This is a genomic window from Bradyrhizobium sp. ISRA464 (genome assembly GCF_029910095.1).
GTDB lineage: Bacteria > Pseudomonadota > Alphaproteobacteria > Rhizobiales > Xanthobacteraceae > Bradyrhizobium.
In genome coordinates, this window is the sequence record NZ_CP094526.1 from 1,247,656 (window position 1) to 1,272,161 (window position 24,506).

The 24,506-nt window shown below is 65.4% G+C and carries 20 protein-coding genes; 10 read left to right on the forward strand and 10 right to left on the reverse strand.

Features of this window, described 5'->3' with window-relative positions; genetic code table 11:
- Nucleotides 1-203 precede the first annotated feature (203 nt).
- Nucleotides 204-1,844: a lysine--tRNA ligase gene (locus MTX19_RS05825; RefSeq protein ID WP_280982809.1), complete on the forward strand. Its 1,641-nt coding sequence runs from the start codon at nt 204-206 to the stop codon at nt 1,842-1,844.
- 625 nt (nt 1,845-2,469) lie between these two features.
- Nucleotides 2,470-3,255, forward strand: a complete 786-nt coding sequence (locus MTX19_RS05830; protein WP_280982810.1) for a class II aldolase/adducin family protein — start codon at nt 2,470-2,472, stop codon at nt 3,253-3,255.
- A 100-nt stretch (nt 3,256-3,355) separates the two neighbouring features.
- On the opposite strand, the gene MTX19_RS05835 is transcribed toward MTX19_RS05830, so the two are convergent.
- A complete protein-coding gene (locus tag MTX19_RS05835) occupies nt 3,356-4,009 on the reverse strand; it encodes a helix-turn-helix transcriptional regulator (protein WP_280982811.1) in 654 nt (217 codons plus the stop codon).
- A gap of 203 nt (nt 4,010-4,212) precedes the next feature.
- On the opposite strand from MTX19_RS05835, the gene MTX19_RS05840 reads away from it, so the two are divergent.
- Nucleotides 4,213-4,557, forward strand: coding sequence for a DUF952 domain-containing protein (locus tag MTX19_RS05840; protein WP_280982812.1), 345 nt, complete (start codon nt 4,213-4,215; stop codon nt 4,555-4,557).
- A complete protein-coding gene (locus MTX19_RS05845) occupies nt 4,554-5,651 on the forward strand; it encodes a quinone-dependent dihydroorotate dehydrogenase (protein WP_280982813.1) in 1,098 nt (365 codons plus the stop codon). Before MTX19_RS05840 ends, MTX19_RS05845 begins: the two co-directional genes overlap by 4 nt.
- Before the next feature lie 344 nt (nt 5,652-5,995).
- Here MTX19_RS05845 and MTX19_RS05850 read toward each other — a convergent pair whose 3' ends face one another.
- The 6 genes from MTX19_RS05850 to MTX19_RS05875 all read right to left on the reverse strand — a co-directional run bounded on the left by MTX19_RS05850 (nt 5,996) and on the right by MTX19_RS05875 (nt 12,515).
- Entirely contained in the window at nt 5,996-7,024 is a 1,029-nt protein-coding gene (locus tag MTX19_RS05850) for an IS110 family transposase (protein ID WP_280982097.1), read from the reverse strand.
- 165 nt (nt 7,025-7,189) lie between these two features.
- Nucleotides 7,190-8,515 (reverse strand): MATE family efflux transporter, encoded by a 1,326-nt coding sequence (locus MTX19_RS05855; RefSeq protein ID WP_280982815.1) that lies wholly within the window; start codon nt 8,513-8,515, stop codon nt 7,190-7,192.
- A 2-nt stretch (nt 8,516-8,517) separates the two neighbouring features.
- Nucleotides 8,518-9,252 carry an MBL fold metallo-hydrolase gene (locus MTX19_RS05860; RefSeq protein WP_280982816.1) on the reverse strand — a complete coding sequence of 245 codons (735 nt, stop codon included), beginning with the start codon at nt 9,250-9,252 and terminating at the stop codon, nt 8,518-8,520.
- Nucleotides 9,253-9,274: 22 nt separating this feature from the next.
- On the reverse strand, nt 9,275-9,580 hold the full coding sequence (locus MTX19_RS05865) for a DUF6460 domain-containing protein (RefSeq protein WP_280974017.1): 306 nt from the start codon (nt 9,578-9,580) through the stop codon (nt 9,275-9,277).
- Nucleotides 9,581-9,678: 98 nt separating this feature from the next.
- Entirely contained in the window at nt 9,679-11,478 is a 1,800-nt protein-coding gene (locus tag MTX19_RS05870; protein WP_280982817.1) for a cisplatin damage response ATP-dependent DNA ligase, read from the reverse strand.
- Complete coding sequence (locus MTX19_RS05875; protein WP_280982818.1) at nt 11,475-12,515, reverse strand: ligase-associated DNA damage response exonuclease; 1,041 nt, start codon at nt 12,513-12,515, stop codon at nt 11,475-11,477. Before MTX19_RS05875 ends, MTX19_RS05870 begins: the two co-directional genes overlap by 4 nt.
- Nucleotides 12,516-12,678: 163 nt before the next feature.
- Here MTX19_RS05875 and MTX19_RS05880 point away from each other — a divergent pair, with 163 nt between their 5' ends.
- From MTX19_RS05880 to pdeM, 4 genes are all read left to right on the forward strand, one after another.
- The gene (locus MTX19_RS05880; RefSeq protein WP_280982819.1) at nt 12,679-13,605 is read left to right on the forward strand and encodes a methyltransferase domain-containing protein; all 927 of its coding nucleotides are present in this window, start codon (nt 12,679-12,681) and stop codon (nt 13,603-13,605) included.
- Between the two features lie 180 nt (nt 13,606-13,785).
- Complete coding sequence (locus tag MTX19_RS05885; protein WP_280985882.1) at nt 13,786-15,012, forward strand: ABC transporter substrate-binding protein; 1,227 nt, start codon at nt 13,786-13,788, stop codon at nt 15,010-15,012.
- 281 nt (nt 15,013-15,293) lie between these two features.
- Nucleotides 15,294-18,071, forward strand: a complete 2,778-nt coding sequence (locus MTX19_RS05890; protein WP_280986162.1) for a ligase-associated DNA damage response DEXH box helicase — start codon at nt 15,294-15,296, stop codon at nt 18,069-18,071.
- Between the two features lie 174 nt (nt 18,072-18,245).
- Complete coding sequence (gene pdeM / locus MTX19_RS05895; RefSeq protein ID WP_280982821.1) at nt 18,246-18,917, forward strand: ligase-associated DNA damage response endonuclease PdeM; 672 nt, start codon at nt 18,246-18,248, stop codon at nt 18,915-18,917.
- A gap of 824 nt (nt 18,918-19,741) precedes the next feature.
- On the opposite strand, the gene MTX19_RS05900 is transcribed toward pdeM, so the two are convergent.
- Nucleotides 19,742-20,605 carry a LysR family transcriptional regulator gene (locus MTX19_RS05900; RefSeq protein ID WP_280982822.1) on the reverse strand — a complete coding sequence of 288 codons (864 nt, stop codon included), beginning with the start codon at nt 20,603-20,605 and terminating at the stop codon, nt 19,742-19,744.
- A gap of 97 nt (nt 20,606-20,702) precedes the next feature.
- On the opposite strand from MTX19_RS05900, the gene MTX19_RS05905 reads away from it, so the two are divergent.
- Together MTX19_RS05905 and MTX19_RS05910 are read left to right on the forward strand one after the other, a co-directional pair.
- The gene (locus MTX19_RS05905; protein ID WP_280982823.1) at nt 20,703-21,632 is read left to right on the forward strand and encodes a DMT family transporter; all 930 of its coding nucleotides are present in this window, start codon (nt 20,703-20,705) and stop codon (nt 21,630-21,632) included.
- Complete coding sequence (locus tag MTX19_RS05910) at nt 21,629-22,396, forward strand: MBL fold metallo-hydrolase (RefSeq protein ID WP_280982824.1); 768 nt, start codon at nt 21,629-21,631, stop codon at nt 22,394-22,396. The genes MTX19_RS05905 and MTX19_RS05910 overlap by 4 nt, the downstream gene beginning before the upstream one ends.
- A gap of 155 nt (nt 22,397-22,551) precedes the next feature.
- Here MTX19_RS05910 and MTX19_RS05915 read toward each other — a convergent pair whose 3' ends face one another.
- Together MTX19_RS05915 and MTX19_RS05920 are read right to left on the reverse strand one after the other, a co-directional pair.
- A complete protein-coding gene (locus MTX19_RS05915; RefSeq protein ID WP_280982825.1) occupies nt 22,552-23,334 on the reverse strand; it encodes a TIGR02186 family protein in 783 nt (260 codons plus the stop codon).
- Entirely contained in the window at nt 23,331-24,260 is a 930-nt protein-coding gene (locus MTX19_RS05920) for a sulfite exporter TauE/SafE family protein (protein ID WP_280982826.1), read from the reverse strand. Before MTX19_RS05920 ends, MTX19_RS05915 begins: the two co-directional genes overlap by 4 nt.
- Between the last annotated feature and the right edge of the window lie 246 nt (nt 24,261-24,506).

Genomic DNA, 24,506 nt, shown 5'->3' on the forward strand with positions numbered 1-24,506 from the left:
AGAGGTCGGAATTCAAGCGCAGCTTGAATTTCGGGTGAGGGGGACCATCCGCGATTCCGTCTTCTGCAGCCGATGCGGATCGAGCCCCTCGCCAACGCTCTCCCGCAAGAGCGGGGCGAGGGAGTAGGCGCCAGCACCGGCGCATTTTGCATTTTGCCGCGAAAGCGTTAGTTTTGCGGCCTTTTTTGGAGAGAGCCTGAAGAATGTCCGTGATTGATCTTGCCGCCAGCCCGAGCGACCTGCGTGCGCTCGCCGAACAATCCAACGCCTGGCCGTTCGAGCAGGCGAAAGCGATCGTGGCGCGGCTGAAGAAAAATCCGAAGGACGAGGTGCTGTTCGAGACCGGCTACGGCCCGTCGGGCCTGCCGCACATCGGCACCTTCGGCGAGGTCGCACGCACCTCGATGGTGCGCCACGCCTTCCGCGTGCTCACCGAGGACAAGATCAAGACGCGCCTGCTCGCCTTCTCCGACGACATGGACGGCCTGCGCAAGGTGCCCGACAACGTGCCAAACAAGGAGCTACTGGAGAAGCATCTCGGCAAGCCGCTCACCAAGGTGCCGGATCCGTTCGGTACCCATCCGAGCTTCGGCCAGCACAACAACGCGCGGCTGCGCGCATTCCTCGATCAGTTCGGCTTCGATTACGAATTCGCCAGCTCGACCGAGTATTACACCTCCGGCCGGTTCGACGCCGCGCTGCTGCGCATGCTGGAGCGGATCGAGAAGGTGATGGCGATCATGCTGCCGTCGTTGCGTGAGGAGCGCGCGGCGAGCTATTCGCCGTTCCTGCCGATCTGTCCGCGCACGGGCCATGTGCTCTACGTGCCGGTGACGGCGCATGACGCCAAGGCCGGCACGATTTCCTACGAAGATCCCGAGACCAAGGAAAGCGTCACCGTCCCCGTCACCGGCGGTCGCTGCAAGCTGCAGTGGAAGCCGGATTGGGCGATGCGCTGGTACGCGCTCGGCGTCGACTATGAAATGGCCGGCAAGGATTTGATCGACTCGGTCAAGCTGTCGGGCAAGATCTGCGCAGCGCTCGGCGGCACGCCGCCCGAGGGCTTCAACTACGAGCTGTTCCTCGACGAGAACGGCCAGAAGATATCGAAGTCGAAGGGCAACGGGCTGACCATCGACGAGTGGCTGCGCTATGCCTCGCCGGAATCGCTGTCGCTGTTCATGTATCGCGAGCCGAAGGCCGCGAAGCGGCTGTTCTTCGACGTCATTCCGCGCAACGTCGATGACTACCAGCAGTTCCTCGACGGCTTCCCCAGGCAGCAAGCGCGTCAGCAGCTGCAGAACCCGGTCTGGCACATTCACGCGGGGAAGCCGCCGCAGGCCGACATGCCCGTCACCTTCCAGCTCCTGCTGACGCTGGTGTCGTCGTCGAATGCGGAAAACGCCGAGACGTTGTGGGGCTTCATCGGCCGCTACCGGCCGGGCGTGACGCCGCAGAGCCACCCGAAGCTCGATGCGATGGTCGGCTATGCCATCAACTACTATCGCGACTTCGTGGCACCGACCAAGCAGTTCCGTGAGCCCACCGAGAGTGAACGCGCCGCGTTGCAGGATTTGCGCGATGCGCTCGCCAATATGGCTCCGGACGCGACCGCGGAGGACATCCAGAACGTGGTCTACGAGATCGGCCGCCGCGAGCCGTTCCTCGACCTGAACAAGAAGGGCAAGGACGGCCGCCCCGGCGTCTCGCTCGACTGGTTCAACATGCTCTACCAGGTCCTGCTCGGCCAGGAGAAGGGCCCGCGCTTCGGCTCCTTCGTGGCGGTGTATGGCGTGACGAACGCGGTCAACATGATCGACGGCGCGCTGGCGCGGTCGTCGTAGTTTTCGCGCTGGGCGCAGTTCTCCCTCGTCCCGCTCTTGCGGGGTCGAGACGAGCGAAGCTCGCTCTTAGAGGGTTGGGGTGAGGAGCTCTTTTCGCAAAGACGATGAGAGACAGACGTGCGGAAGCCCCCCTCACCCGGATCGCATTCCGCTCCGCTGTATGCGCTCCAGCCTCCCCGCAAGCGGGGCGAGGCTAGCCGGGACCGGCTGCAGCGCAATCCGGGAATCTTGCAAGCGGTCTCAGTTGTCCCGGATTGCGCGGAGCCATCGGGCGCGCATTCGCGCGGCCCGTTGGCTCCATCCGGGCTACGGCGGTGCGAAGCCTACAGCGGCTCGCCCCTCTTCGTCGTGAACTTGTACACGCCGTCGGCTCCGAGCGCGGCGTGCATGTCGACGTCGGGATAGCTGATCTCGTCACCAGTGTTTGGCTGAGTGTTCCTTTATATCGGACCGCCAAAGCGGCCATCTTCGCAGTGCATCATCCCATAACCGTGGTGGGCCCGCAAAATCCGGATGGCAGGCCATCGGCAATTTCACCGGAGCTAGCGGCCGGATTGCGTTACAATGCTGCGCACAAAATCAACACGGCCTCCGCCGAGGGGCCGGCATAGATGGGAGTACGCGCATGCAGTTCAGGGTTTCGCCGACATCGCTGCAGGACAGCTCAAGCGCCGAGGAATGGCAGGCGCGGGTCGATCTCGCGGCGGCGCATCGGCTCGCCTACATCCACGGTTTCTCGGAAGGCATCTTCAACCACCTCACCTTCGTGGTGCCCGGCCGCACCGATCGCTACTACCAGATCCCGTTCGGCATGCACTGGTCGGAAGTGACCGCGTCGTCCTTCATGGAGGTCGGCATCGACGACGCCGAGGTGAAGCGCGGCGAGGGCGAGGTCGAGCGCTCCTGCTATTGCATCCATGCGCCGATCCACAAGGCGCTGCCGCAAGCGAAGGCGGTGTTCCACACCCACATGCCGTTCGCCAGCGCGCTGACGCGGCTTGAAGATCCGCGCATCAAGGAGATCGGGCAGACCGAGGTCGGGCTGTCGGAAGCCATCGCCTATGACGATCTTTACACCGGTCCTGCGCTCGATCCGGCTGAAGGGGCGCGGCTCGCCAAGGTGATCGGCAACAAGACCATTCTGTTCATGGCCAATCACGGCATCTCGACTGTCGGCGAAACCATCGCCGATGCCTATGACCGGCTCTACTACATCGAGCGCGCTGCACAGGTGCAGATCTACGCGATGTGGACCCATCAGCCGCTGAAGCAATTGCCGCAGCAGGTGGTTGAGAAGACCAAGCGCGATTTCCGCGACGATCACCTCTACAAGGGCCCGAGCCCGTCGCAGCGGCATTTCGACGCGCTGAAGCGGATGCTGGACCGCAGGGAGCCGGATTACGCGACATAAAGGCAGGCTGCGAGGCGCACCGCAGCATCGGACGCGCATTCGCGCGACCCGTTGGCTTGCCCGGGACGACGCCGGCGCAAGTGGCGTCTTGCGATGCCAGCTACTGGCTCGCCCACACGATGCGCGCGATCCACTCGACCTCATCGGCATCGAGCGTGCGGTCGGGATACGCCGGATTGAGGGAGGCGAGCTCCAGCACCTTGGCGGTGCGCCGCCTCAGCTCCTTCACCATCACCTCGCCGCCTGTCGTGCGCACGACGACGCGGTCGCCGCGGCGGATCGGGGTGCCCGGCGAGACCACGATGATGTCGCCCTCGCGATAGGCGGGCTTCATCGAGTCGCCCTCGATCTCCAGCGCATAGGCATGCTCGTCGTTGGTCGCGGGCAGCGCCACCTCGTCCCAGCCCTTGCCGGAGGGAAAGCCGCTGTCGTCGAAATAGCCGCCGGCGCCGGCCTGGGCGAAGCCGATCAGCGGCACCGACTGACCGCCGCGTCCGCCGTCGCCGAGCAGCTGGACGAAGGTTTCCATGCTGGAATTGGTCGCGGCCAGCGCCTTCGACACCGATTCGGTGGATGGCCAGCGCTCACGGCCATCACCGGTGATGCGCTTGGACCTGTTGAAGGTGGTCGGGTCGAGGCCGGAGCGCTTGGCGAGGCCTGAGGGCGACAAGCCAGCGCGTTCGGCGAGCCGGTCGAGGGCGGCCCAGACCTGGCTGTGGGTCAGCGGTCGAGCAGCTTTCGGCTGTTTGGCCATCGAGAGGATCCCGTGTGGAGACCTAGGAATTATTACCCCAAAATGGGCGGCGTCTGCAATTCTGCTCCGGGTGTTGCACCGCGCCGCTTGAGTTGCGTCGCCGCCGCCGATACGGTCGCTGGCTCGCCCGGTGGCGTCTGGGGCCATCGCCCCAATCCGGACAAAACCCCAAGAGACTCAAGGATAAAAGGGAAGGCCGGCACGTGCCTATGATCTACAAAATCACCCCTGCCTCGGCCTGGCGCGAGGCCGAGCGGCAGGGCGTGTACCGGGGCAGTGCGGACGACAAACGCGACGGCTTCATTCATTTTTCCACCGCGTCCCAGGTCGCCGAGACCGCGCGCAAGCATTTCTTCGGGCAGACCGGCTTGTTCCTGGTCGCGGTCGACGCGGACGCGCTGGGCGACGCCCTGCGCTGGGAGCCGTCGCGCAACGATGAGCTGTTCCCGCATCTCTATGGCGAGCTCGACCTCGGCGCGGTCGTCGAAATCCTCGACCTGCGCGCGCGGTCCGATGGCGGTCACGACGTTCCGGAGCTCAAGCCGTGATCCGCGCCTTCGACGCCTTCTCACTGCCGCTGCTCCGTTGGTTCGATCCCGAAGATGCCCATCGCATGGCAATCCAGGGTTTGAAGCTCTTGCCGCCGATCAGGCAGCGGCCGGATGATCCAAAGCTCGCGGTGCGCGCCTTCGGGCTCAACTTCCCGAACCCGATCGGGATGGCGGCGGGCTTCGACAAGAGCGCGGAAGCACCCGACGCATTGCTGCGGCTCGGCTTCGGCTTTGTCGAGATCGGCTCGGTGACGCCGAAGCCGCAGGCCGGCAACCCGCGGCCGCGGCTGTTCCGGCTCGAGCGCGACGAGGCCGTGATCAACCGCATGGGCTTCAACAATGACGGCGCGGAGGCCGTGCTGCGCCGGCTCGCCTCGCGCGCCAGCCTCGGCGGCATCGTCGGCGTCAATGTCGGGGCCAACAAGGATTCGCCCGACCGCATCGCCGATTACGTGAAGCTGATCGAGACCTTTGCGCCGGTTGCGAGCTATTTCACCGTCAACGTCTCCTCGCCAAATACGCCCGGCCTGCGCAACCTGCAGCAATCGGCCATGCTCGACGACCTGCTGTCACGCGTCATCGACACCCGCGAGCGGGTGCGTAAAAACGCCGGCGATTCACCTGTTCTGCTGAAGATCGCGCCGGACCTCAGCCTTGCCGAGCTCGACGACGTCGTGCACATCGCGCGCTCGCGCCGGGTCGACGGCATGATCGTCTCCAACACCACGCTGGCGCGTCCCTCAAGCTTGCGCGAGGAGGGCCGGGCGAAGGAGCAGGGCGGCCTGTCGGGCCGTCCGCTATTCCGGCTCTCGACGCGGATGGTGGCCGAAACCTATGTGCGTGTCGAAGGCGCATTTCCGCTGATCGGCGTCGGAGGCATCGACTCGGGCGGCGCGGCGCTGACGAAGATCCGCGCCGGCGCCAGCCTGATCCAGCTCTATTCATCGCTGGTCTATAAAGGCCTCGGGTTGGTCGATGATATCAAGCGCGACCTGTCCTCGACCTTGCTGCGCACCGGGCGCGACTCGCTGTCCGAAATCGTCGGCGCCGATGCCGCGACGATCACGGCCGATGACTGGCCGGTCAGGTAGGCGCCTGTAGCCCGGATGGAGCGAAGCGAAATCCGGGTTCACGCATTTTCATGTGCAGCGGCCCCGGATTGCGCTGCGCTCCATCCGGGCTTCTGTAACGGGCCTTGGTTAGTCAATCCCTTTTTGCGTGGTCCGCTTGCCGGGCACTTGCTTCTGTACGGGATCGGCGCGGTGGCCGTCGCCTGATGGGGTGCATTGAGGAGCCGGCCGGCCAATCTACGGAAGCGTGGTTGTGAACCGACTTCCCGGATGGCGGCCTGACCGGATCCGTCGTCCCGGCAAAGGGACTTCGCTCGGGGAAGGCCTGGTGTCGTGGCCTGCCCAGATCGGTTGAGGCTCCTTGGTTAGGTTGCGTGGGCCATCGGATTGAAGGGTTTCGCATCAGCCAGCATCCGATGCAGGATGACTGCGAGCTTGCGCGCCAGCGCCACCTTGGCCTTGCGCATGCCCGCACGTTTGGCAAGCCGCATGGCCCAGCTCTTCAGCGCCGAGCAGTTCCTGACCGGCTTGGTCAGCATGACGTGGGCGGCCTGGTACAGCGCCTCCCGCACCGACGCGTCGCCGATCTTGCTGATGCGGCCAGTGTAGTCGGTTTGCCCCGACTGATACTTCTTCGGGGTGAGCCCAAAATGCGCACCGGTCGCCTTCGAGGAACGGAACCTGTTCGGATCGTCGATCGCGGCGGCATAGGTGAGCGCCACGATCGGGCCGACGGCCGGCGTTGTCATCAGAAGCCTGGCCGGGGGATGCGATCTGGCGAGCCTCTGGGTGTGTCTGTCCAGGCCATTGAACTCGCGCAGCAACACGGCATGGGCTTCGAGCAGGGCCTGCGCCACCAGCTCAAGTCCGGGGTGGCCGGCGACGAGCTCCCGGATCCGGTTGGCGAACGTGCGCTCGGTGGTCTTGCCGACCTTCAGGCCAAAGCCCCGCAGCACGCCACGTACGCTGTTCTCGATGTCGCGCAGCTTCGACTGCAGCAGCTTGCGGGCCGTCAGAACCGCCCGCGTCTCCTGCGCTTCAATCGACTTGCAGTGGACCGGCCGGAACCAGCCGAGCCGCATCAGTTGGGCGATGCCGCGGGCATCGTTGCGGTCCGACTTCACCGGCATCGCCTTGAAGGCATCGCGGACGTGCCGGGTCTCCAGCAGCTCGACGGCAAGCCCGGCCGCGCGCAGCGCCGCGTACAGCCATTGCGACAACGGACCGGCCTCCAGTCCGATCCGCTCCATCGCCTGGCCCAGCGATCGGAACCAGGCGATCAGCGCTTCCGGCTCGCTGGCAACCTTCGCCTCCCGCAAAATCTTGCCCGCGCCATCGACAACGCAAACGCTCGAGCTTTCCAAAGACACGTCGATTCCTGCATAGTGGTACATGGTCGTCCCTTAATGATGCTTGGAGCGGGCTCGCCCGACTCCGTTTGAACACCATCAGTTTGAGGGACGACCGCCTGCCCGAAAAGCCGCACGCGAGCGCGCTTCCACATCGCGCCGTCGTGACCGGGCGGCTATATCCGTCGGCCCGTTACCCCATCTACGCAGCTACGATGGCTTAAACGACTTCCGGAATAACGCCGGATAGCGCAGGCCCTGCAGGCCGCCGCGCGCGACGTAGAAGCCGAGCAGCGCCGTCCAAAGTCCGGCGTTGCCGAACGCGCTGAACGCCCACCAGGTGGCGAGGAAGATCGCAAGCGACAGCAGCATCAGGTTGCGCATCTCGCGCGCCCAGGTCGCGCCGACATAGATGCCGTCGAAGCCGAACGCGAAGACACCGGGCAGCGGCGCCAGGATCACGAACAGCAGGAAGTCGCGTGCGCTGCGGCGGACACCGTCGCTGGTCGTCATCAGGTCGATCAGGGCGGGTCCGAACAGCGCGAACAGCGCCGAGACGACCAGCGCAAAGCCGATTCCCCACAGCAGCACCAGCCGGGTCGAGTCGGCAAAGCCTCTGGCGTCGCGCGCGCCGAAGGCGTGGCCGCAGAGCTGCTGGGCGGCGTTGGCGAGGCCGTCGAGGAAGAAGGCCGAGACCAGCAGGAAGTTGTTCAACACGGAGTTCGCCGCCAGCGTCACGTCGCCTTCGCGCGCGCCTTTCGCCGTGAAGAACAGAAACACGATGATCAGCGCCGCCGTGCGGATCATGATGTCGCGGTTGACGGCCAGCGTCCGCATCAGCTTGGCGCGATCGAACAGGGGGGCGCGCGGCACCGCGAAGCCGCCCCCGGCGAGATGCCACGCCACCATGATGCCGAGTGCGAAGCCGGTCGCCTCCGCCAGCACGGCGGCGATTGCAGCACCCGCGATGCCTGCGCCATAGACCAGCACCAGGAGCACGGTGGCCGCCATGTTGATCAGGTTGATCACGATCTGCAGCATCAGCGCCAGATTGGGACGGGCCTGTCCGACCAGCCAGCCGAGGATCACGTAATTGCCGAGCGCCAGCGGCGCCGACCAGATCCGGATCATGAAATAGGTTCTGGCCGCGTGCGTCACGCCCTCGCTGCCGCCCATCACGCTGAACGTGACAGCGGCCAGCGGCACCTGCAGCGCGATCAAGGCTGTGCCGATCAGGCCGGCGACGATGAAGCCGCGCACCAGGATCGCGGCGAACTCCTGCGTCTCGCCGGCGCCTTGCGCCTGGGCCGTGAAGGCCAGCGTGCTCATGCGCAGGAAGGCGAACAGCCAGAACAGGCAGTCGAAGATCACCGAGGCCATCGCCACGCCGCCGAGCAGCGCGGCGTCGTCGAGGCGGCCGATGGCCGTGGTCGAGACGATGCCGATCAGCGGCGTCGTCAGGTTGGCGACCATCGCGGGGCCGGCGATGGCAAATACCTGCTGCGTCGTGATCATGGGATGAATGGGCGCGTGCATGATCAGAGTTCGATCGTCATGCCGTCGCTGGCCGCGGTATAGGGCACGTCACCGACACGGCCGAGCATGTCGTCGCTCATATGGGTGAGTACGACGCGCTTCGCGTTGATGGCGGGGAGATGGGTTTCCAGCGTTTTCAGGCTGAGATGGTTCTTGACCATCCTGTCGTAGGTATAGGCTTCCGCGATGAAGAGATCGGCATTCGTTGCGGCCGGGATCAGCGCGTCGGTCCATTCGGTGTCGGCGCTGTAGGTGATGACGCGGCCTTCCGCTTCGATGCGATAGGCCAAAAACGGCCCGCCGGATTCGCCGTGCACGACCGGGTAGGGCGTCACGGTCACAGCACCGAAGCTGCTGGTATGCAAAGGTTCGAGCGTGACCACCGAGAGATCGTAGCGCTGCTTGGTCTTCGACGAATGCTCGAACATCACCTCCATAACCTGCGGCAGCTTGGTTGCGATGCCCTGCGGTCCTGCGATGGTGAGCGGCCGGGTGCGCCGAGAGAACTGCGCGTCGAGCAGCAGGAACGGCAGGCCGGCGAAATGGTCGCCGTGGAAATGCGTGATCAGGATCAGGTCGATCGCGTCGCGGTCGATCCCGAGGCGCTTCATCGCGGGAAGCGAGGACGCGCCACAATCGATCAGGACATCGACGCGCTCCCCAGTGAGATGAAAGCAGGTGTTGAAGCGGCCACCGGAGCCGAACGCGTCGCCGCAGCCGACAAATCGCAGTTGCATCGGCTGCCAGCGCTCCTCTGGATCAGCGGCCGCGCGGCGCGCCGAACAGCCGCGACAGCAACCAGACCGGAATCACGACCACGGCACCGAGCAGGAAGTAGCGCCAGGCCCAGTTAATCGCGTCGAAGCCGAAATCCCAGATGTTCTGAAACAGCTTGCGAATGCTGTAGAGGATATTCCAGGGATCGAAGCCGATCGCGGCAAGCACGACGCCGACGAGGATCGAGAGCAGGATCAGCCGGAACGCCACCGAAAGCGGCGATCCGCCGAGGAAGCGGTACAGGCCGTCATTCTGGCTGGCCGGCAAATCCCGGACGTCATTTGGCATCTCTGTCTCCTTGCGGAATCGCCGCGCATTATATGTCACGGCCGGGCACGTGGGGAACCCGGGAACCGCAATCAATGGCTGCCATGCATCGGCGGGATTTAATTTCCCGTCATGCTCATTAACAGCCGTTCAAGCGTCTCCAGCCGGTCGGCCTCGCCAGGCTTCTTGTCCCAGCGCAGGCGATTGATGCGCGGAAAGCGCATCGCGACGCCGGATTTGTGACGCGGCGAGCGCTGCAATCCCTCGAAGGCGACTTCCAGCACCAGGCCCTGGTCGGGCTCGTGCACGACATGACGCACAGGGCCGAATTTCTCCGTCGTGTTGCGGCGGACGAAGCGGTCGATCTGCAGCAGCTCCTCGTCGGTGAAGCCGAAATAGGCCTTCCCGACCGGCACGAGCTCGTTGCCATCAGTCCAGACGCCGAACGTGTAGTCGGAATAATAGGACGAGCGCTTGCCGTGGCCGCGTTGCGCATACATCAGCACGGCGTCGATGATGTGCGGATCGCGCTTCCACTTCCACCACGGTCCCTTCGGCCGCCCGGGCAGATAAGGTGCATCGCGCCGCTTCAGCATCACGCCTTCGACCGCGTCGGCATCATCGCCCGCGCCGGCGCTGCGCGGATCGGCTCGCGCCGCTGCGAGCTCCGTCCAGCTTGCGAAGGGAATCGTCGGCGACAGGTCGATGCGCGGATCGTTCAGCTTCGCGATGAAGCTCTCGAGATGCGCGCGGCGCTCGACGAAAGGCAGCTCGCGCAGATCGTTCTCGTCGTCGCCGAGCAGATCGTAGGCGCGCAAATGGATCGGGAATTCCTTGATGAGTTTTGGCGAGACCACTTTGCGGTTGAGCCGCTGCTGCAGCACGTTGAAGGTCCGCACACGCCCGTCGCGCAGCACCAGCAGTTCGCCGTCGATCGCGCCGGGCAGATGCAGCGACGGTACGAGGTCCGGGAAGCCGCCGGTAATGTCCTCGCCGGTGCGCGAATAGAGCCGCGCCTGGACGTGGCCGCGGTCGTCGCGGCCGGAGACCGCCTGCACACGGATGCCATCCCACTTCCATTCCGCGCTGAAATCCGCGGCGTCGAGATTGGCGAAATCCGCATCCTCGATCGCATGCGCCAGCATCACCGGGCGGAATGGCGCAGGATCGCGATTGATCGGCTTGTCGCCGCGGCCTTCCAGCCAGGCGAACAGGTCGAGATAGGGCGGCGACAGACCCGGCCACATCAGCTCGATCTCGTGCGGGTCCTTATTCCCGAGCGCGGCCGCCGCGGTCTTCGCCAGCCGTGCCGAGATCCCGATCCGCATCGCGCCGGTGACGAGCTTTAATAGCGCCCAGCGCCCGGTTTCATCGAGCTCATCCAGCCAGCGCGCGAGCTGCGCGGGCAGTTCGGTTTTGCCCAGCGTGCGCAGCGTGGTGACGACTTCGGTCAGTGTCGGAGGAGGCGGGTTGTTGTGGAGGGAGCTGTGTAACGGATTTTCTTCACCTCTCCCGCTTGCGGGGGAGGTCGGATCGTTCGGCGGCGCGTAAGCGCGGTCGAGCGATCCGGGTGGGGGCTCTCTCCGCTTGTCCATTGCGTGGAGAGACCCCCACCCCGGCCCTCCCCCATGAGCGGGAGAGGGGGAACTCTTCGGCCACATCAGCGCGACCGTCTCGGAGAGATCGCCGACGTAATCGTAGGAGTATCCGAACAGCACGGGATCGGCGCGCTCCGTGATCAGGTCGCGGATCAATCCCGGCTTGGCGTGCTTGAACGACAGCGCGCCGGTCAGCGCCGCCAGCGCGTAGCCGCGGTCGGGATCCTCTGTCTCCTGAAAATAAGCGACCAGCAGCTTGATCTTGTTGTTGCGGCCGGGCTCGTAGGCGAGGCGGTCGAGCAATTGAGCGAAGCGGTTCATGCACCGGCCTCGCCGGTCAACGCCGCCGTCTCGCCTTCGTCCTCGTCGCCATAGCCGACGAGATCGAGCGGCCGTGCCGCAAGTCCCCTGGTCTTGCACCAATGCACCAGCGCGTCCTCCTGGCCGTGCGTGACCCAGATCTCGCCGGCGCCGGTCGCGGCGATCGTTGCCGTCAGCCCGTCCCAGTCGGCATGATCCGAGATCACCAGCGGCAGCTCGACGCCGCCCTGCCGGGCACGGGCGCGCACGCGCATCCAGCCCGAGGCGAAGGCGGTGACCGGATCGGGGAAACGCCGGGTCCAGATATCGGAAGTCGCGCTCGGCGGCGCCAGCGTGATGGTGCCGGCAAGATCGGTTTTCTTCATGCCGCGCGCGGGTCTGAGCTCACCGAGCGGGATGCCGCGCTCCTGATAGTAGTAAGTGATCTTCTCCATCGCCCCATGCAGATAAATCGGCGCGTCGTAGCCCGCTTCGCGTAGCAATGCGATGACGCGCTGCGCCTTGCCGAGCGAATAGGCGCCGACCAGATGCGCGCGCTCCGGAAACAGCTTCACCGAGGCCAATAGCTTCTTCACCTCGTCGGCCGCGTCGCCATGGCGGAACACCGGCAGCCCAAACGTCGCCTCGGTGATGAAGACGTCGCAGGGCACAAGCTCAAATGGCGCGCAGGTCGGATCCCGCGCGTCCTTGTAGTCGCCTGAGGCGACGATGCGGGTGTCCTGGCAGGTCACCGCGATCTGCGCCGAGCCCAGCACGTGGCCTGCGGGATGGAACGAGACTGTGACACCGCCGAGCTTGATGGTCTCGCCATAGCTGACCGCCTGGGTCGAGCCAGCGAAATTGTCGCCGTGGCGCAGCCGCATCATGTCGAGCGTCTCTTGCGTCGCAAGCACGGCGCCATGGCCGGAGCGCGCATGGTCGGAATGGCCGTGGGTGATCAACGCACGCTCGACCGGCCGGACAGGATCGATATGGAAGCCGCCGGGCTTGCAGCAAAGCCCGGCCGGGACGGGCATCAGGATGTCTTGCGGGCGCATTGTCCCTATATAGGCGCTCGATCCGCCGTGTTTAGCCGTCACGCGCAGGCTTGACCCGCACATCCATCTCCGGAAAAAGTCGCTGCTTTGATGGCTGGCCGGGTCTCCCCGAACGGGTGTGGACCGGCATCAGGCCATGGCAAGATTGGTTTCTTTAGACGAAATGCCTCTGCGCCTGTTCCTGACCTCCGGCGATCTCGTTGCCGACCGTCGCTTCGAGTTCGCGCGCGACCTGCAATTGAAGGGCGATCTGCCCGCCGCCGCCGACCTGCTCGAGCAGGCGATCGAGATCGCGCCGAAATTCGCCTCCGCCTGGTTCACCCTCGGCGAGATCCACCGGCAGCTTGGCCGGGATAAGGCGGCGATCGCGGCCTTTCGTGCCGCGCGCGATGCCGATCCTGAGGATCGTCACGGCGCGGGCCTGCGTCTGATGCATCTCGGTGCGGAGGCCGTGGCGTCGATGCCGCCGGCCTATGTGCAGACCTTGTTCGACCAATATGCGCCGCGCTTCGAGGCCGCGCTGGTCGGCGATCTCGGCTATCGCGGCCCGGCGCTGCTGTTCAAGGCGGTACTCTCGGTGCGGGCGGCTGCCAAAAAGCCCGCCTTCTTCAAGCGTGCGATCGATCTCGGCTGCGGCACCGGGCTCGCGGCCGGCGCCTTCGCGAAGAACGTCGACCGCTTCATCGGCATCGATCTGTCGCCGCGCATGGTCGAGAAGGCACGGGCCACCGGGCACTATGCCGAGCTCGAGGTCGACGACATGCTGCAGGGCATTCGCAGTAAGCCCGATGCCAGCGCCGAACTGGTCCTCGCCACCGATGCGATGGTCTACGTCGCCGATCTCGCACCTGTGCTCGCGGAGGCAAGGCGCGTGCTGGTCGCCGGCGGCGTGCTGGCCTTCACCACCGAGACCCATGACGGCGAGGACGTGATCGTCGGTGAAGGCCTGCGCTACGCGCACAGCGGGTCTTACGTGCGCGCGTCCGTTGCCGCCGCGGGGCTGACACTGGTACAGCTCGAAGATCTCTCCGCCCGCAACGAAGACAATAACCCGGCCCCCGGACTCGTCGCCGTCGCGATCAAGCCGTGACGCTTTCACCTTCTCCCACAAGGGGAGAAGGGAAAAGAGAACCGTGTTCGCGTCTCACAACTTGAGTCTACACGCTACACATTTGCCGTCGCGCGGCATTGCGTCGCGAGCTCGCCACTTCTCGCTTGCCCGGCGCGAAGCGGAATGCGAGAGCTTTCGCTCCAGGGAGAGAAAACCAAAATGAAGAAGCAAACACGGCGCGAGTTCGGCGCCACCGCGTTGTCGGCCATAGCAGCCTCCGTCCTGCCGGCGCCTTTCGTCCGGGCCGCAGACAAGAAATATGATCCCGGCGCGAGCGACACCGAGATAAAGCTCGGCCAGACCGTGCCGCATTCCGGTCCAGGCTCGCTCTATGGCGTGTTGGGGCGCGTCGGCGAAGCCTATTTCCAGATGCTGAACGAGAAGGGCGGCATCAACGGCCGCAAGGTGAAATTCTTCACTATGGACGACGCCTACAGCGCGCCGAAATGCGTCGAGGCGACGCGACGGCTGGTCGAGCAGGAGGAGGTGCTGGCGCTCTACGGCTCGCTCGGCACCGCACCGCAGACCGCCGTGCACAAATACCTCAATTCGAAGGGCGTGCCTCAATTGTTGTTGAACACCGGCGCCTCGAAGTGGAATGATCCGAAGAATTTCAAGTGGACCATGGCGGGCCTGCCGCTCTATCCGACGGAAGCCCGCATCCTGGCCAAGCACGTCGTCAGCGTGAAGCCGAACGCCAAGGTCGGCATCCTCTACCAGAACGATGACTTCGGCCGCGACTTCCTCGGTCCCTTCAAGAAGGTGCTGGCCGATGCCGGCGGCACCGCGAAGGTGATCATGGAGCAGACCTACGATCTCACCGATCCGACGGTCGATTCCCAGCTCATCAATCTCTCGAAGTCGGGCGCCGACGTTTTCTACAACATCACCACCGGCAAGGCGACGTCGCAGTCGATCCGGAAAGTGGCCGAGCTCGGCTGGAAGCCGCTGCAGCTGTTGTCGGCGGGCTCAACCGGCCGCTCGATCCTCAGCGCCGCGGGGCTGGAGAACGCCAAGGACATCGTCGCGATCCGCTACAACAAGGAAGTCGGCGTGCCCCGCTACGAGAAGGACGCCGACGTGATCGCGTTCGAGGAGCTGCGCAAGAAGTACCTGCCGAACATCGATCCCGACAACACCATCGCCTTCGCCGGCTACGGCCAGGCGGCGACGATGGCGGAAATCCTGCGCCGCTGCGGCGACGACCTGACCCGCGCCAACGTGCTGAAGCACGCCGCGACGCTCGCCGGCTTCCACTCGCCCTATTTCCTCGACGGCATCGACTACGCCTACACGCCCGACGACTACACGCCGATGAAGACGCTCTACATCGCGATCTTCAACGGCAAGGATTGGGATCTCTCCGGCCGCCCGATGACGGAGTAGGGAGGGACTCTAGTCTCGCTCGATGCTCTGCCTCTCCCTGCTCTTCGCGGGGGCTTCAACCTCGCCCCGCTTGCGGGGAGAGGTCGGATCGCATCAGGAGATGCGATCCGGGTGAGGGGGTACAGGTCTCACCACGCTGAGCGCTCGCCGAAGCAGCCCCTCACCCCGACCCTCTCCCCGTAAGAACGGGGAGAGGGAGCGAATGAAGCTTCGCCCCTGCCATCTGCTGCCATTTTCACGCAACCCTCGACGAAGCCGCCTGAACCGCTTACCTCTTGGGCGTGTCGACGCTCGATCTCTTCACCGTCACGCCGTCGGAAACGGCCCACCCGCTGCCGCGCCGGTTTCGCGACTGGTTCACTTCTCGTGGCTGGTCGCCGCGCGAGCATCAGCTTGCGCTACTAGCCAGGGCGCGCGAGCAGCGCTCGGCGCTGCTGATTGCGCCGACCGGCGCCGGCAAGACGCTGGCGGGATTCTTGCCGACATTGGTGGAGTTGAGCGGAGAAGAATCTGACCTCGGTGTTCCTGCTCACCTCCCCCTGAAAGGGGGAGGTCGGCGCGTATCGGCGCGCGGCAGCGCGGCCGAGCGCGACGGGTGGGGGTCAGCCGCAGGCACGGAGCAAGCGGCTGACCCCCACCCCAACCCTCCCCCTTTCAGGGGGAGGGAGCCTGATGATCTCGCAAGTGGAGAAGAAGCTGAATCGGCGAAATCGCGCCCAACGCTCATCTCCACTGGCCGCTCGGTCCGTCGCACCGGCGGGCTGCACACGCTCTACATCTCGCCGCTGAAGGCACTGGCCGTCGACATCGCGCGCAACCTGGAAACGCCGGTTGCCGAGATGGGGTTGCCGATCAGGATCGAGACCCGCACCGGTGACACGCCGGTGTCGCGGCGGCAGCGGCAGCGGCGCTATCCGCCGGATATCCTGCTCACCACGCCCGAGCAGCTGGCGCTGCTGCTAGCGTCCGATGATGCGCCCTATCTGTTCGCCTCGCTGAAGCGCGTCGTGCTCGACGAGCTGCATGCGCTGGTCACTTCGAAGCGCGGCGATCTGCTCTCGCTCGGGCTCGCACGGCTCTGGAAAATCGCCCCGCAGGTGCGCGCCATCGGGCTCTCGGCGACGGTCGCCGAGCCTGAGCAGCTCGCACGCTTCCTGGTGCCGCAGCCGGGCAGTGCGAGCGTATCCGCCGACGTCGTCACCGCCGGCGGCGCGGCGCCGCCGATCGTCGAGATGCTCGACACCAGAGAACGGCTGCCGTGGTCCGGCCACAGTGCACGTCATGCGCTGCCCGAGGTGTACGAGCTGATCAAGCGCAACAAGACCACACTGGTGTTCGTCAACACGCGCAGCCAGGCCGAGATGCTGTTCCAGGATCTCTGGCGCATGAACGACGATGGGCTTGCGATCGCGCTGCATCACGGCTCGCTCGACGTCGCGCAGCGCCGCAAGGTCGAGGACGCGATGGCTGCCGGCCGCCTGCGCGGCGTGGTCTGCACCTCCTCGCTCGACCTCGGCGTCGACTGGGGCGACGTCGACCTCGTCATCAACATCGGCGCGCCGAAGGGCTCGTCGCGGCTGATGCAGCGGATCGGCCGCGCCAATCACCGCTTCGACGAGGCTTCGCGTGCCGTGCTGGTGCCGGCCAATCGCTTCGAGGTGCTGGAATGTTCCGTCGCGATCGACGCGATCGCCGAGAATGCGCAGGACACGCCACCGCTGCGCTCCGGCGCGCTCGACGTGCTGGCCCAGCACGTGCTCGGCTGCGCCTGCGGCGAGCCGTTCCTGTCGGATGAACTTTATGCCGAGGTGTTGACGGCAGCGCCGTATGCCAATCTCGCGCGCGCGGATTTCGACGACGTCGTCGAGTTCGTCGCGACCGGTGGCTACGCACTGAAGACCTATGAGCGCTTCGCCCGCATCAAGCAGGACAAGCAGGGCCGCTGGCGCGTCGCCAATCCCAAGGTGCGGCAGAGCTATCGCCTCAACGTCGGCACCATCGTCGAAGAGACTATGCTGAAGGTGCGGCTGGTGCGCTCGCGCGCCGGCGGCCAAGGAAAGAGCAAAGGATCGACCGGCGCGATCGCGCGCGGCGGCCGCCTGTTGGGGCAGATCGAGGAGGTTTTCATCGAAGGCCTCGTGGTCGGCGACACCTTTGTGTTCGGCGGCGAGGTGGTGCGCTACGAGGCCCTGGTCGAGGACCAGGTCTATGTCTCGCGCGCCAATGACAGGGATGCCAAGGTGCCGTCCTACATGGGCGGCAAGTTCCCGCTCTCGACCTATCTTGCCGAGCGCGTCCGCAAATTGCTCGACAACAGCCGCGCCTGGAAGGCGCTGCCGGATCAGGTCCATGACTGGCTGTCGTTGCAGCGGAAGTTCTCGCGCGTGCCGGCGGTGCGCGAGCTCCTGGTCGAAACCTTCCCGCGCGGCGGCAGCCACTATCTGGTCTGCTATCCCTTCGAGGGCCGGCTCGCCCACCAGACGCTCGGCATGCTCCTGACACGCCGGCTGGAGCGCGCCCGTGCCCGTCCGCTCGGCTTCGTTGCCAATGAATATGCGCTCGCGGTGTGGGGCGTCGGCGATCTCTCCTTCATGATCAGGCAGGGCAAGCTCGATCTCAACGCGTTGTTCCATCCGGATATGCTCGGCGACGACCTCGAGGCCTGGCTGGAAGAATCCGCGCTGATGAAGCGTACCTTCCGCAACTGCGCCATCATCTCCGGCCTGATCGCGCGCCGCTTCACCGATGAGGAGAAGTCACGCCGCCAGGTGCTGTTCTCGACCGATTTGATCTATGATGTGCTGCGCAAGCACCAGGCCGACCACGTGCTGCTGCGTGCCGCGCGCGCCGATGCTGCCACCGGACTGCTCGATCTCCGCCGTCTCGGCGACATGCTCTCGCGCATTCACGGCCGGATCACCCACAAGGATCTCGACCACGTTTCCCCGCTTGCCGTTCCTGCGCTGCTGGAAATCGGCCGCGAGTCAGTTTATGGCGAAGCATCCGACGAGCTCCTGGCCGAAGCGGCCGAGGAACTGGTGCGGGAGGCGATGACATAACGCCGGAGCGTTTCGAGCGAAGCCTGTCCCGGACTTGATCCGGGATGGATACCGGTTCGCGTGAAGAAAACGCGAATAAACAAAAGGATAAGAGTATGATCCGATTCAATCGGATCATACTCTGGGGAACGGGACGTGACGGCAGGCGCGCAGGCTTCGGGAGACAGTGACGACATGCGCGTTTCGAGGGTCACGGTCGCGGACGTGCCGTTGCTCGCGGATTTCTCCGGCGCGCTGTTCTGGGAAGAGCAGCGCCTGCTCGTTGTCTCCGACCTGCATCTGGAAAAGGGCTCGAGCTTTGCCGCGCGCGGCGTGCTGCTGCCGCCCTACGACACGGTGGCGACGCTGAGCCGGCTCGCCGCCGTGATCGCGCGCCACGATCCGCGCCAGGTGATCGCGCTCGGCGACAGTTTTCACGATCGCGATGCGCATGAGCGGCTGTCGGAATCCGATCGCGAGGCGCTGACCGCGCTGCAGGCACGGCGCAACTGGATCTGGATTTCGGGCAATCACGATCCGGCGCCGCCCGCCGATCTCGGCGGCGTTGTCGCAAGCGAGGTCGCGATCGGCCCGATCGTGTTCCGGCACGAGCCGACCGGGGCAAGCGGTGAGATTGCCGGCCATCTGCATCCCAAGGCGCGCGTGCCGACCCGCGGCCGCTCGATCGAGCGCCGCTGCTTTGCCAGCGACGGCGAGCGCGCGGTGATGCCGGCCTTCGGCGCCTACACCGGAGGCTTGAGCATCCGCGACGCCGCGTTTGCAAAGATCTTCGGCTCGCCGGGCTTCATGGCGCATGTGCTCGGCGACAACCGCGTGCACGCCTTTGCCGCGTCGCGGTGCTATTGAGGCCCTTCGTCATTCCGGGGCACGCCGCAGTTCGTAGGATGGGTAGAGCGTAGCGAAACCCATCATCCATCCTCGCGGCGACCGCGATGGTTTCGCTTCGCTCTACCCACCTGCGTGAACGAGTGTGACGGAGAGGGAGTGTCGCCCTGCGACAAATCACCCCGACGGGCAAAATTCCGCTTCGTGTTTGACCCAACTCAGCAGTCTAATACGCCGGTCTCACCCGATTGAGGGGCGCGTCGCGATCGTCACGAGTGTTGCGGTGAGATGCGGTGGACGTGGATCATGTGACTGACGAGCACGTGTGAAGCGGACGGTGAAATCGTGCAGACCTGACGCCCTAGTGGCAGGTGTCTCTTCGTAAGGTGCCGATGCGCTTTGCGAAGACGGTGACAAAAAAGCCCAGTCTCGCCGGGGAGAGCACGTATAAGCCGTAGCCCATCGCGCAGGGAAAGCCGGGATTGCTCCGGTTTCACCTGTGGTCCTACCCCCGGTGCTTTTTTGTTGCACCGGGCCCATGGGTGCGATCGGCACCCGGCTTTCCCTGCGCCCTCTGATCACGAGAGGGCGGAACGAAATTCAAAACTCGGACAGATCATGTCGCGAAAATGTAGACGCGCGTCATATACACCCGTCATGCCCCGCGAAGGCGGGGCATCCAGTACGCCGCTGCCCCTCGGCTCATGCACCGCCGTCTCTGGAATACTGGATCACCCGCATGCGCGGGTGATGACATCGAGAGCTTGGCTATTTGATCTTGAATCGGGAACGATCTCCGATGTCGTCTCCGCGGTTCGCCGGGACGATCGACGGCATGACCTCCCCTACGCCGCCTTCGCCTGCACCGTGTCGCAATACTCGGCGAGCCGGTCAGCGAGCCGCAATGTCGCGGGGCTGGCCTCGGGGGCCGCGACGAGGGCGACCTCGGTTTTGTCGATCGGCGCAAAGCCGTCTTTCGCCGTCAGCACGCGATGATCGGCCTGAATCGACATCTCCGACAGGATGCTCAGCCCCAGGCCGGCCGCGACGGCAGCCTGGATGCCGGCGAGGCTGGAGGAGGTGTAGGCCATGTGCCAGTTGCGGCCGGCACTCTCCAGCGCATGGATGGCGCGGGCGCGATAGAGGCAGCCCGAGGCGAAACCGATCAACGGCACCGAGCCGGTCGCAATGTCGCGCGGATGGCTCTTGCTGGTGACCCAGTGCACGCGCTCCGGCCACACCGCGATGCCGCCCTTCTCGCTGGCATCGCGCTTGATCAGCGCAAGATCGAGATCGCCGCGCTCCAGATCGCGATACAGAAACAGGCTCTGGCCGGTATGCACGTCGAGCCGCAGGCTCGGATGGCTGCGCGAGAAGGTCGCGAGCAATTTTGTCAGCCGATACGCCGCAAAGTCCTCGGTGATGCCGATCCGGATCGCGCCTTCGCTGCCGGGACGCGAGAGCACGTCGCGCGCTTCCTCCGCCAGCGCCAACAGCCGCCGCGCATAGGTCAAAAGCCGTTCGCCGGCTTCGGTCGGAGTGACGTCCTTGCCGCTGCGGATCAGAAGCGCCTGACCGACATCCTCCTCCAGCCGCTTGATCTGCTGGCTCACCGTCGATTGCGTGCGGTGGACGCGTTCGCCCGCGCGGGTGAAGCCGCCGGCATCGACCACCGAGACGAAACTGCGCAGCAACTCGAGGTCGAGCATCGCAGCCTCCATTCGAAAATCAACTGAATGCCAGTCTATCATTTAATTTCCAAATATCAAAGCACGAGCCTAGATCATGGGCAAAGGAGACCCTCCCATGTCAGTCGCCCCCGCCGTCGCGATGCCCCGCACCCGCTTCAACGCGCTGCCGTTGCTGATCGCCCTGTTCTGCCTGCTCTGGAGCTTCGCCTTCGTCGCCGGCAAGATCGGCGTCACGGATTGCCCGCCGCTGATCCTGCTCGCCGCGCGTTTCTCGCTCGCCGGCGTGCTGATTCTCGCTATCTCGTTGCTGCGCAGGGACGAATGGGACCTCACCTGGCGCGATGTTGCCGTGTTCGCCGTGCTCGGCGTCGCCAACAACGCACTCTATCTCGGCCTCGGCTACACCGGGCTGAAGACGGTCTCCGCCGGTCTCGGCGCGTTGATCGTGTCGGCCAATCCGGTGTTCACCGCCGTCCTGGCGGCGCTGTTCCTCGGCGAGGCGCTTACCTGGCGCAAGGTCACGGGCCTGCTGCTCGGCATTGCCGGCGTCGCTTTCATCGTCTGGCATCGCATGTCGGTTGGCTCAGACAGTCCGCACGGCATCCTGTTCACCTTGGCCTCGCTCGCCTCGATCGTCGGCGGCACCATCCTGTTCAAGCTGCTGGCGCCCAAGGGCAGCCTGTGGATCGGCAACGGCATCCAGAACATCGCCGGCGGCCTTGCGGTGATGCCGTTCGCCTTTGCATTCGCCAAGGTCGGCGAAATCGTGCCGAGCGCGCGGCTCGCCGGCGCCTTCGCCTTCCTCGTGCTCGGCGGTTCGATCCTCGCCTATCTGCTCTGGTTTCATCTCCTGAAAGTGTGTGGCGCCACGGCCGCAAGCGCCTATCACTTCCTGATGCCGCCGCTCGGCATGCTGTTCGCCTTCCTCGTGCTCGGCGAGCACGTCGAATTCCGCGACCTGCTCGGGATCGTTCCGGTGGCACTCGGCATTTATCTGGTGACCCGCCCTGCGGCTGCCGCATCGTCCAAGAGGAGCGTGACATGAGCATCACCATCACCCTGATCGGGGGACCCACGGCATTGATCGAGATCGACGGGTTCCGCTTGCTGACCGATCCGACCTTCGATGCGCCCGGCGACTATCAATTGCCGCATGTCAAGCTGGAGAAGCTGACCGGCCCTGCGCTCGGCGCGCGCGACGTCGGTGAGATCGATGCGGTGTTGCTGAGCCACGACCAGCACTCCGACAATCTCGATCATGCCGGCCGCGATTTCCTGAAGCAGGCGAAGCGCGTGCTGACCACCGAGGCCGGCGCCAAGCGGCTCGGCGGCACGACCGAGGGCTTCGTGCCGTGGGGCTCGACTGTATTGAAGAAGGGCGATCGGTCGCTGACCATCACCGCAACGCCGGCACGGCATGGGCCCGCGGGGATCGAGCCGCTGTCCGGCGATGTCATCGGCTTCGTGGTGGAGTCGAGCAGGGCAGGCAACCGCCCGATCTATGTCAGCGGCGACACCACCTGGTTCGACGGCGTCGCCGAGGTCGCGCGGCGGTTCAATTGCGGCGTGGTGCTGCCTTTCGCCGGCGCGGCGCAGACCCGTGGGCCGTTCCATCTCACCATGGACACCAATGACACGATCGAGACTGCGCGCGCGTTTGCGGATGCGGTGATCGTGCCGGTTCATACCGACGGCTGGGCGCATTTCCGGCAGAATGCCAACGACCTGCGGATGTCCTTCGACACCCTCGGCTTCGGCCGCCGGCTGCGGATTCTCGAGCCCGGTGTCGCCACCGTCATCGAGCCATGATGAGGAATCCGATCTGAGGATTCATGGAAGGAGATCGACGCAGGAAACCGTCGCGGCTAGAGCAAGATGAGATTGGGTTGAATCGGTCTCGCGGCAGACGCGCTGCACCTCTCCCGCTTGCGGGGGAGGGAGCGCAGTCCCGTCGCGGCAGCGCTTTAGTCCTTGCGGAACACGATCGAGGCCATCCAGCCCGTCATCAGCGCCATGAGCGCGGTGACGAGGCCGTAGGCGAAGCCGTTCTGTCGCGCGGTGGTCGCGACGAACTGCTCGAAACCGACCTTGACGATCTCGAAAGCGGTCTCGGTTTTCGTCACCAGTTTGCCGTCGGCGAACAGCTTGATCTCGACATTGTAGATGCCGATCGGCACCTCCGCCGGCAGCGGAATGCCGGTGCGGAACAGGGTCGGCGTCAGGAATGTCACGGCCGAGGTCGCCTCGCGATAGAGCCCGTGCTCGGAGCGCAGCCGCACGAAGGCGCTGCGGAAGGCGTCGTTCGGCACCACGTCGGCATAGTCGGAGCCGACGCGCTGCATCAAGAGCACGTTGTTGAGCCCGAGCTGCTGGCGCCGCTGCACGTCGGGGGACGCGATCGCGTCGAACGGGCGATTGGAGAACAGCGCCAGATAGCCCGGCACTTGCAGGAACTGCCGGGAGTCGGTGTTGATCCAGATGCCGAACCGGCGCTCCTTGCGGCGCGTGACCATGTCGGCGCGCGGGCCGGAGACGGTGACGACGAGGTCGTAGCTGCCGCGGCCGGGCGGTGTCCTGGCGTCCTTCTCGACCGAGCCGAACAGCACGAGCTCGCCGCCGGAATAGTTCGGCGTCACGGTGACGCGGTGGTTGGAGACCGACGCGATCAGCCGCTCGGCATGGGCCGGCGCCGCCGCCAGCGCGACGGCGAAGAGACCCATGAACGCAAGCCGCGCGCACAGTCTCATGGTGGGACTCCGCCGCTTTCACGGATGCTGTAGAGGTCCTGAGGCCGGATCACCAGCTCGACCGCGAAGCGGATGCCGACCGCGAGCACCAAGAGGCCGAGCAGCAGGCGCAGATGCTCGCCGCGGATCTTCTGACCGGCGCGCGCGCCGAACTGCGCGCCGGTGACGCCGCCGACCATCAGGATCAGCGCCAGCACGGCGTCGACCAGATGGTTGGTCATGGCATGCAGCATGGTGGCGATCACCATGGTGACGAAGGTGAGCACCATCGAGGTGCCGATCACGGTCGAGGTCGGCACCCGCAGCAGATAGATCATCAGCGGCACCAGGATGAAGCCGCCGCCGATGCCCATGATCGCGCCGATGAAGCCGATGACGAGGCCGACCACGATGACGGGAATGACCGAGAGGTAGATCTTGGAGCGCTTGAAGCGCAGCTTCAGCGGCAGGCCGTGGATCCAGCCATGGCTGCCGGGCTTGCGCAGCGTGACCGCGCCGCCGCGGCGGGCGCGCAGCATCGCGCGCAGGCCTTCCCAGAACATCAAGCTGCCGACCGTGGTCAGCAGGATGACATAGGACAGCGCGATCATCAGGTCGAGCTGGCCGAGCGAGCGCAGATAGGTGAAGGTCCACACCCCGAGCGCGGTGCCGAGCGTGCCGCCTATCAGCAGGACCGTGGCCAGCAGCGGGTCGATCGCGCGTCGGCGCCAATAGGAGATCGCGCCCGAGAACGACGAGGCCGCAATGTGGCTCGCGACGGAGGCGACCGCGACCGCGGGTGCGATGCCGACGAAGATCAGAAGCGGCGTCATCAGGAAGCCGCCGCCGATGCCGAACATGCCGGAGACGAAGCCCACCGCCGCGCCCATCGCCAGGATGAGGAAGACATTGACCGGAATGTCGGCGATCGGGAGGTAGAGCTGCACGCGCGTCGCTTCTTCTCGGTTCGCCGCGGTCAGCCGCAAGACTGCGCCACGGCGTGGTGTCCTGGTCGGGCATTCTCGGGCAGAGCAATCCGGTCGGCGCGCTAACGAGCAGGCGAACGCGGGTCGAGTGCCAGGTTCCTGCATAACCGAAATCGGCCGGAGGAGGGACTAAAGAATCCGATCCCGGCGGCTTTTTTGCCGCATGTCGCCGCGGCTCCGCCGATGTGGTTGATGCTTCAGATGAAT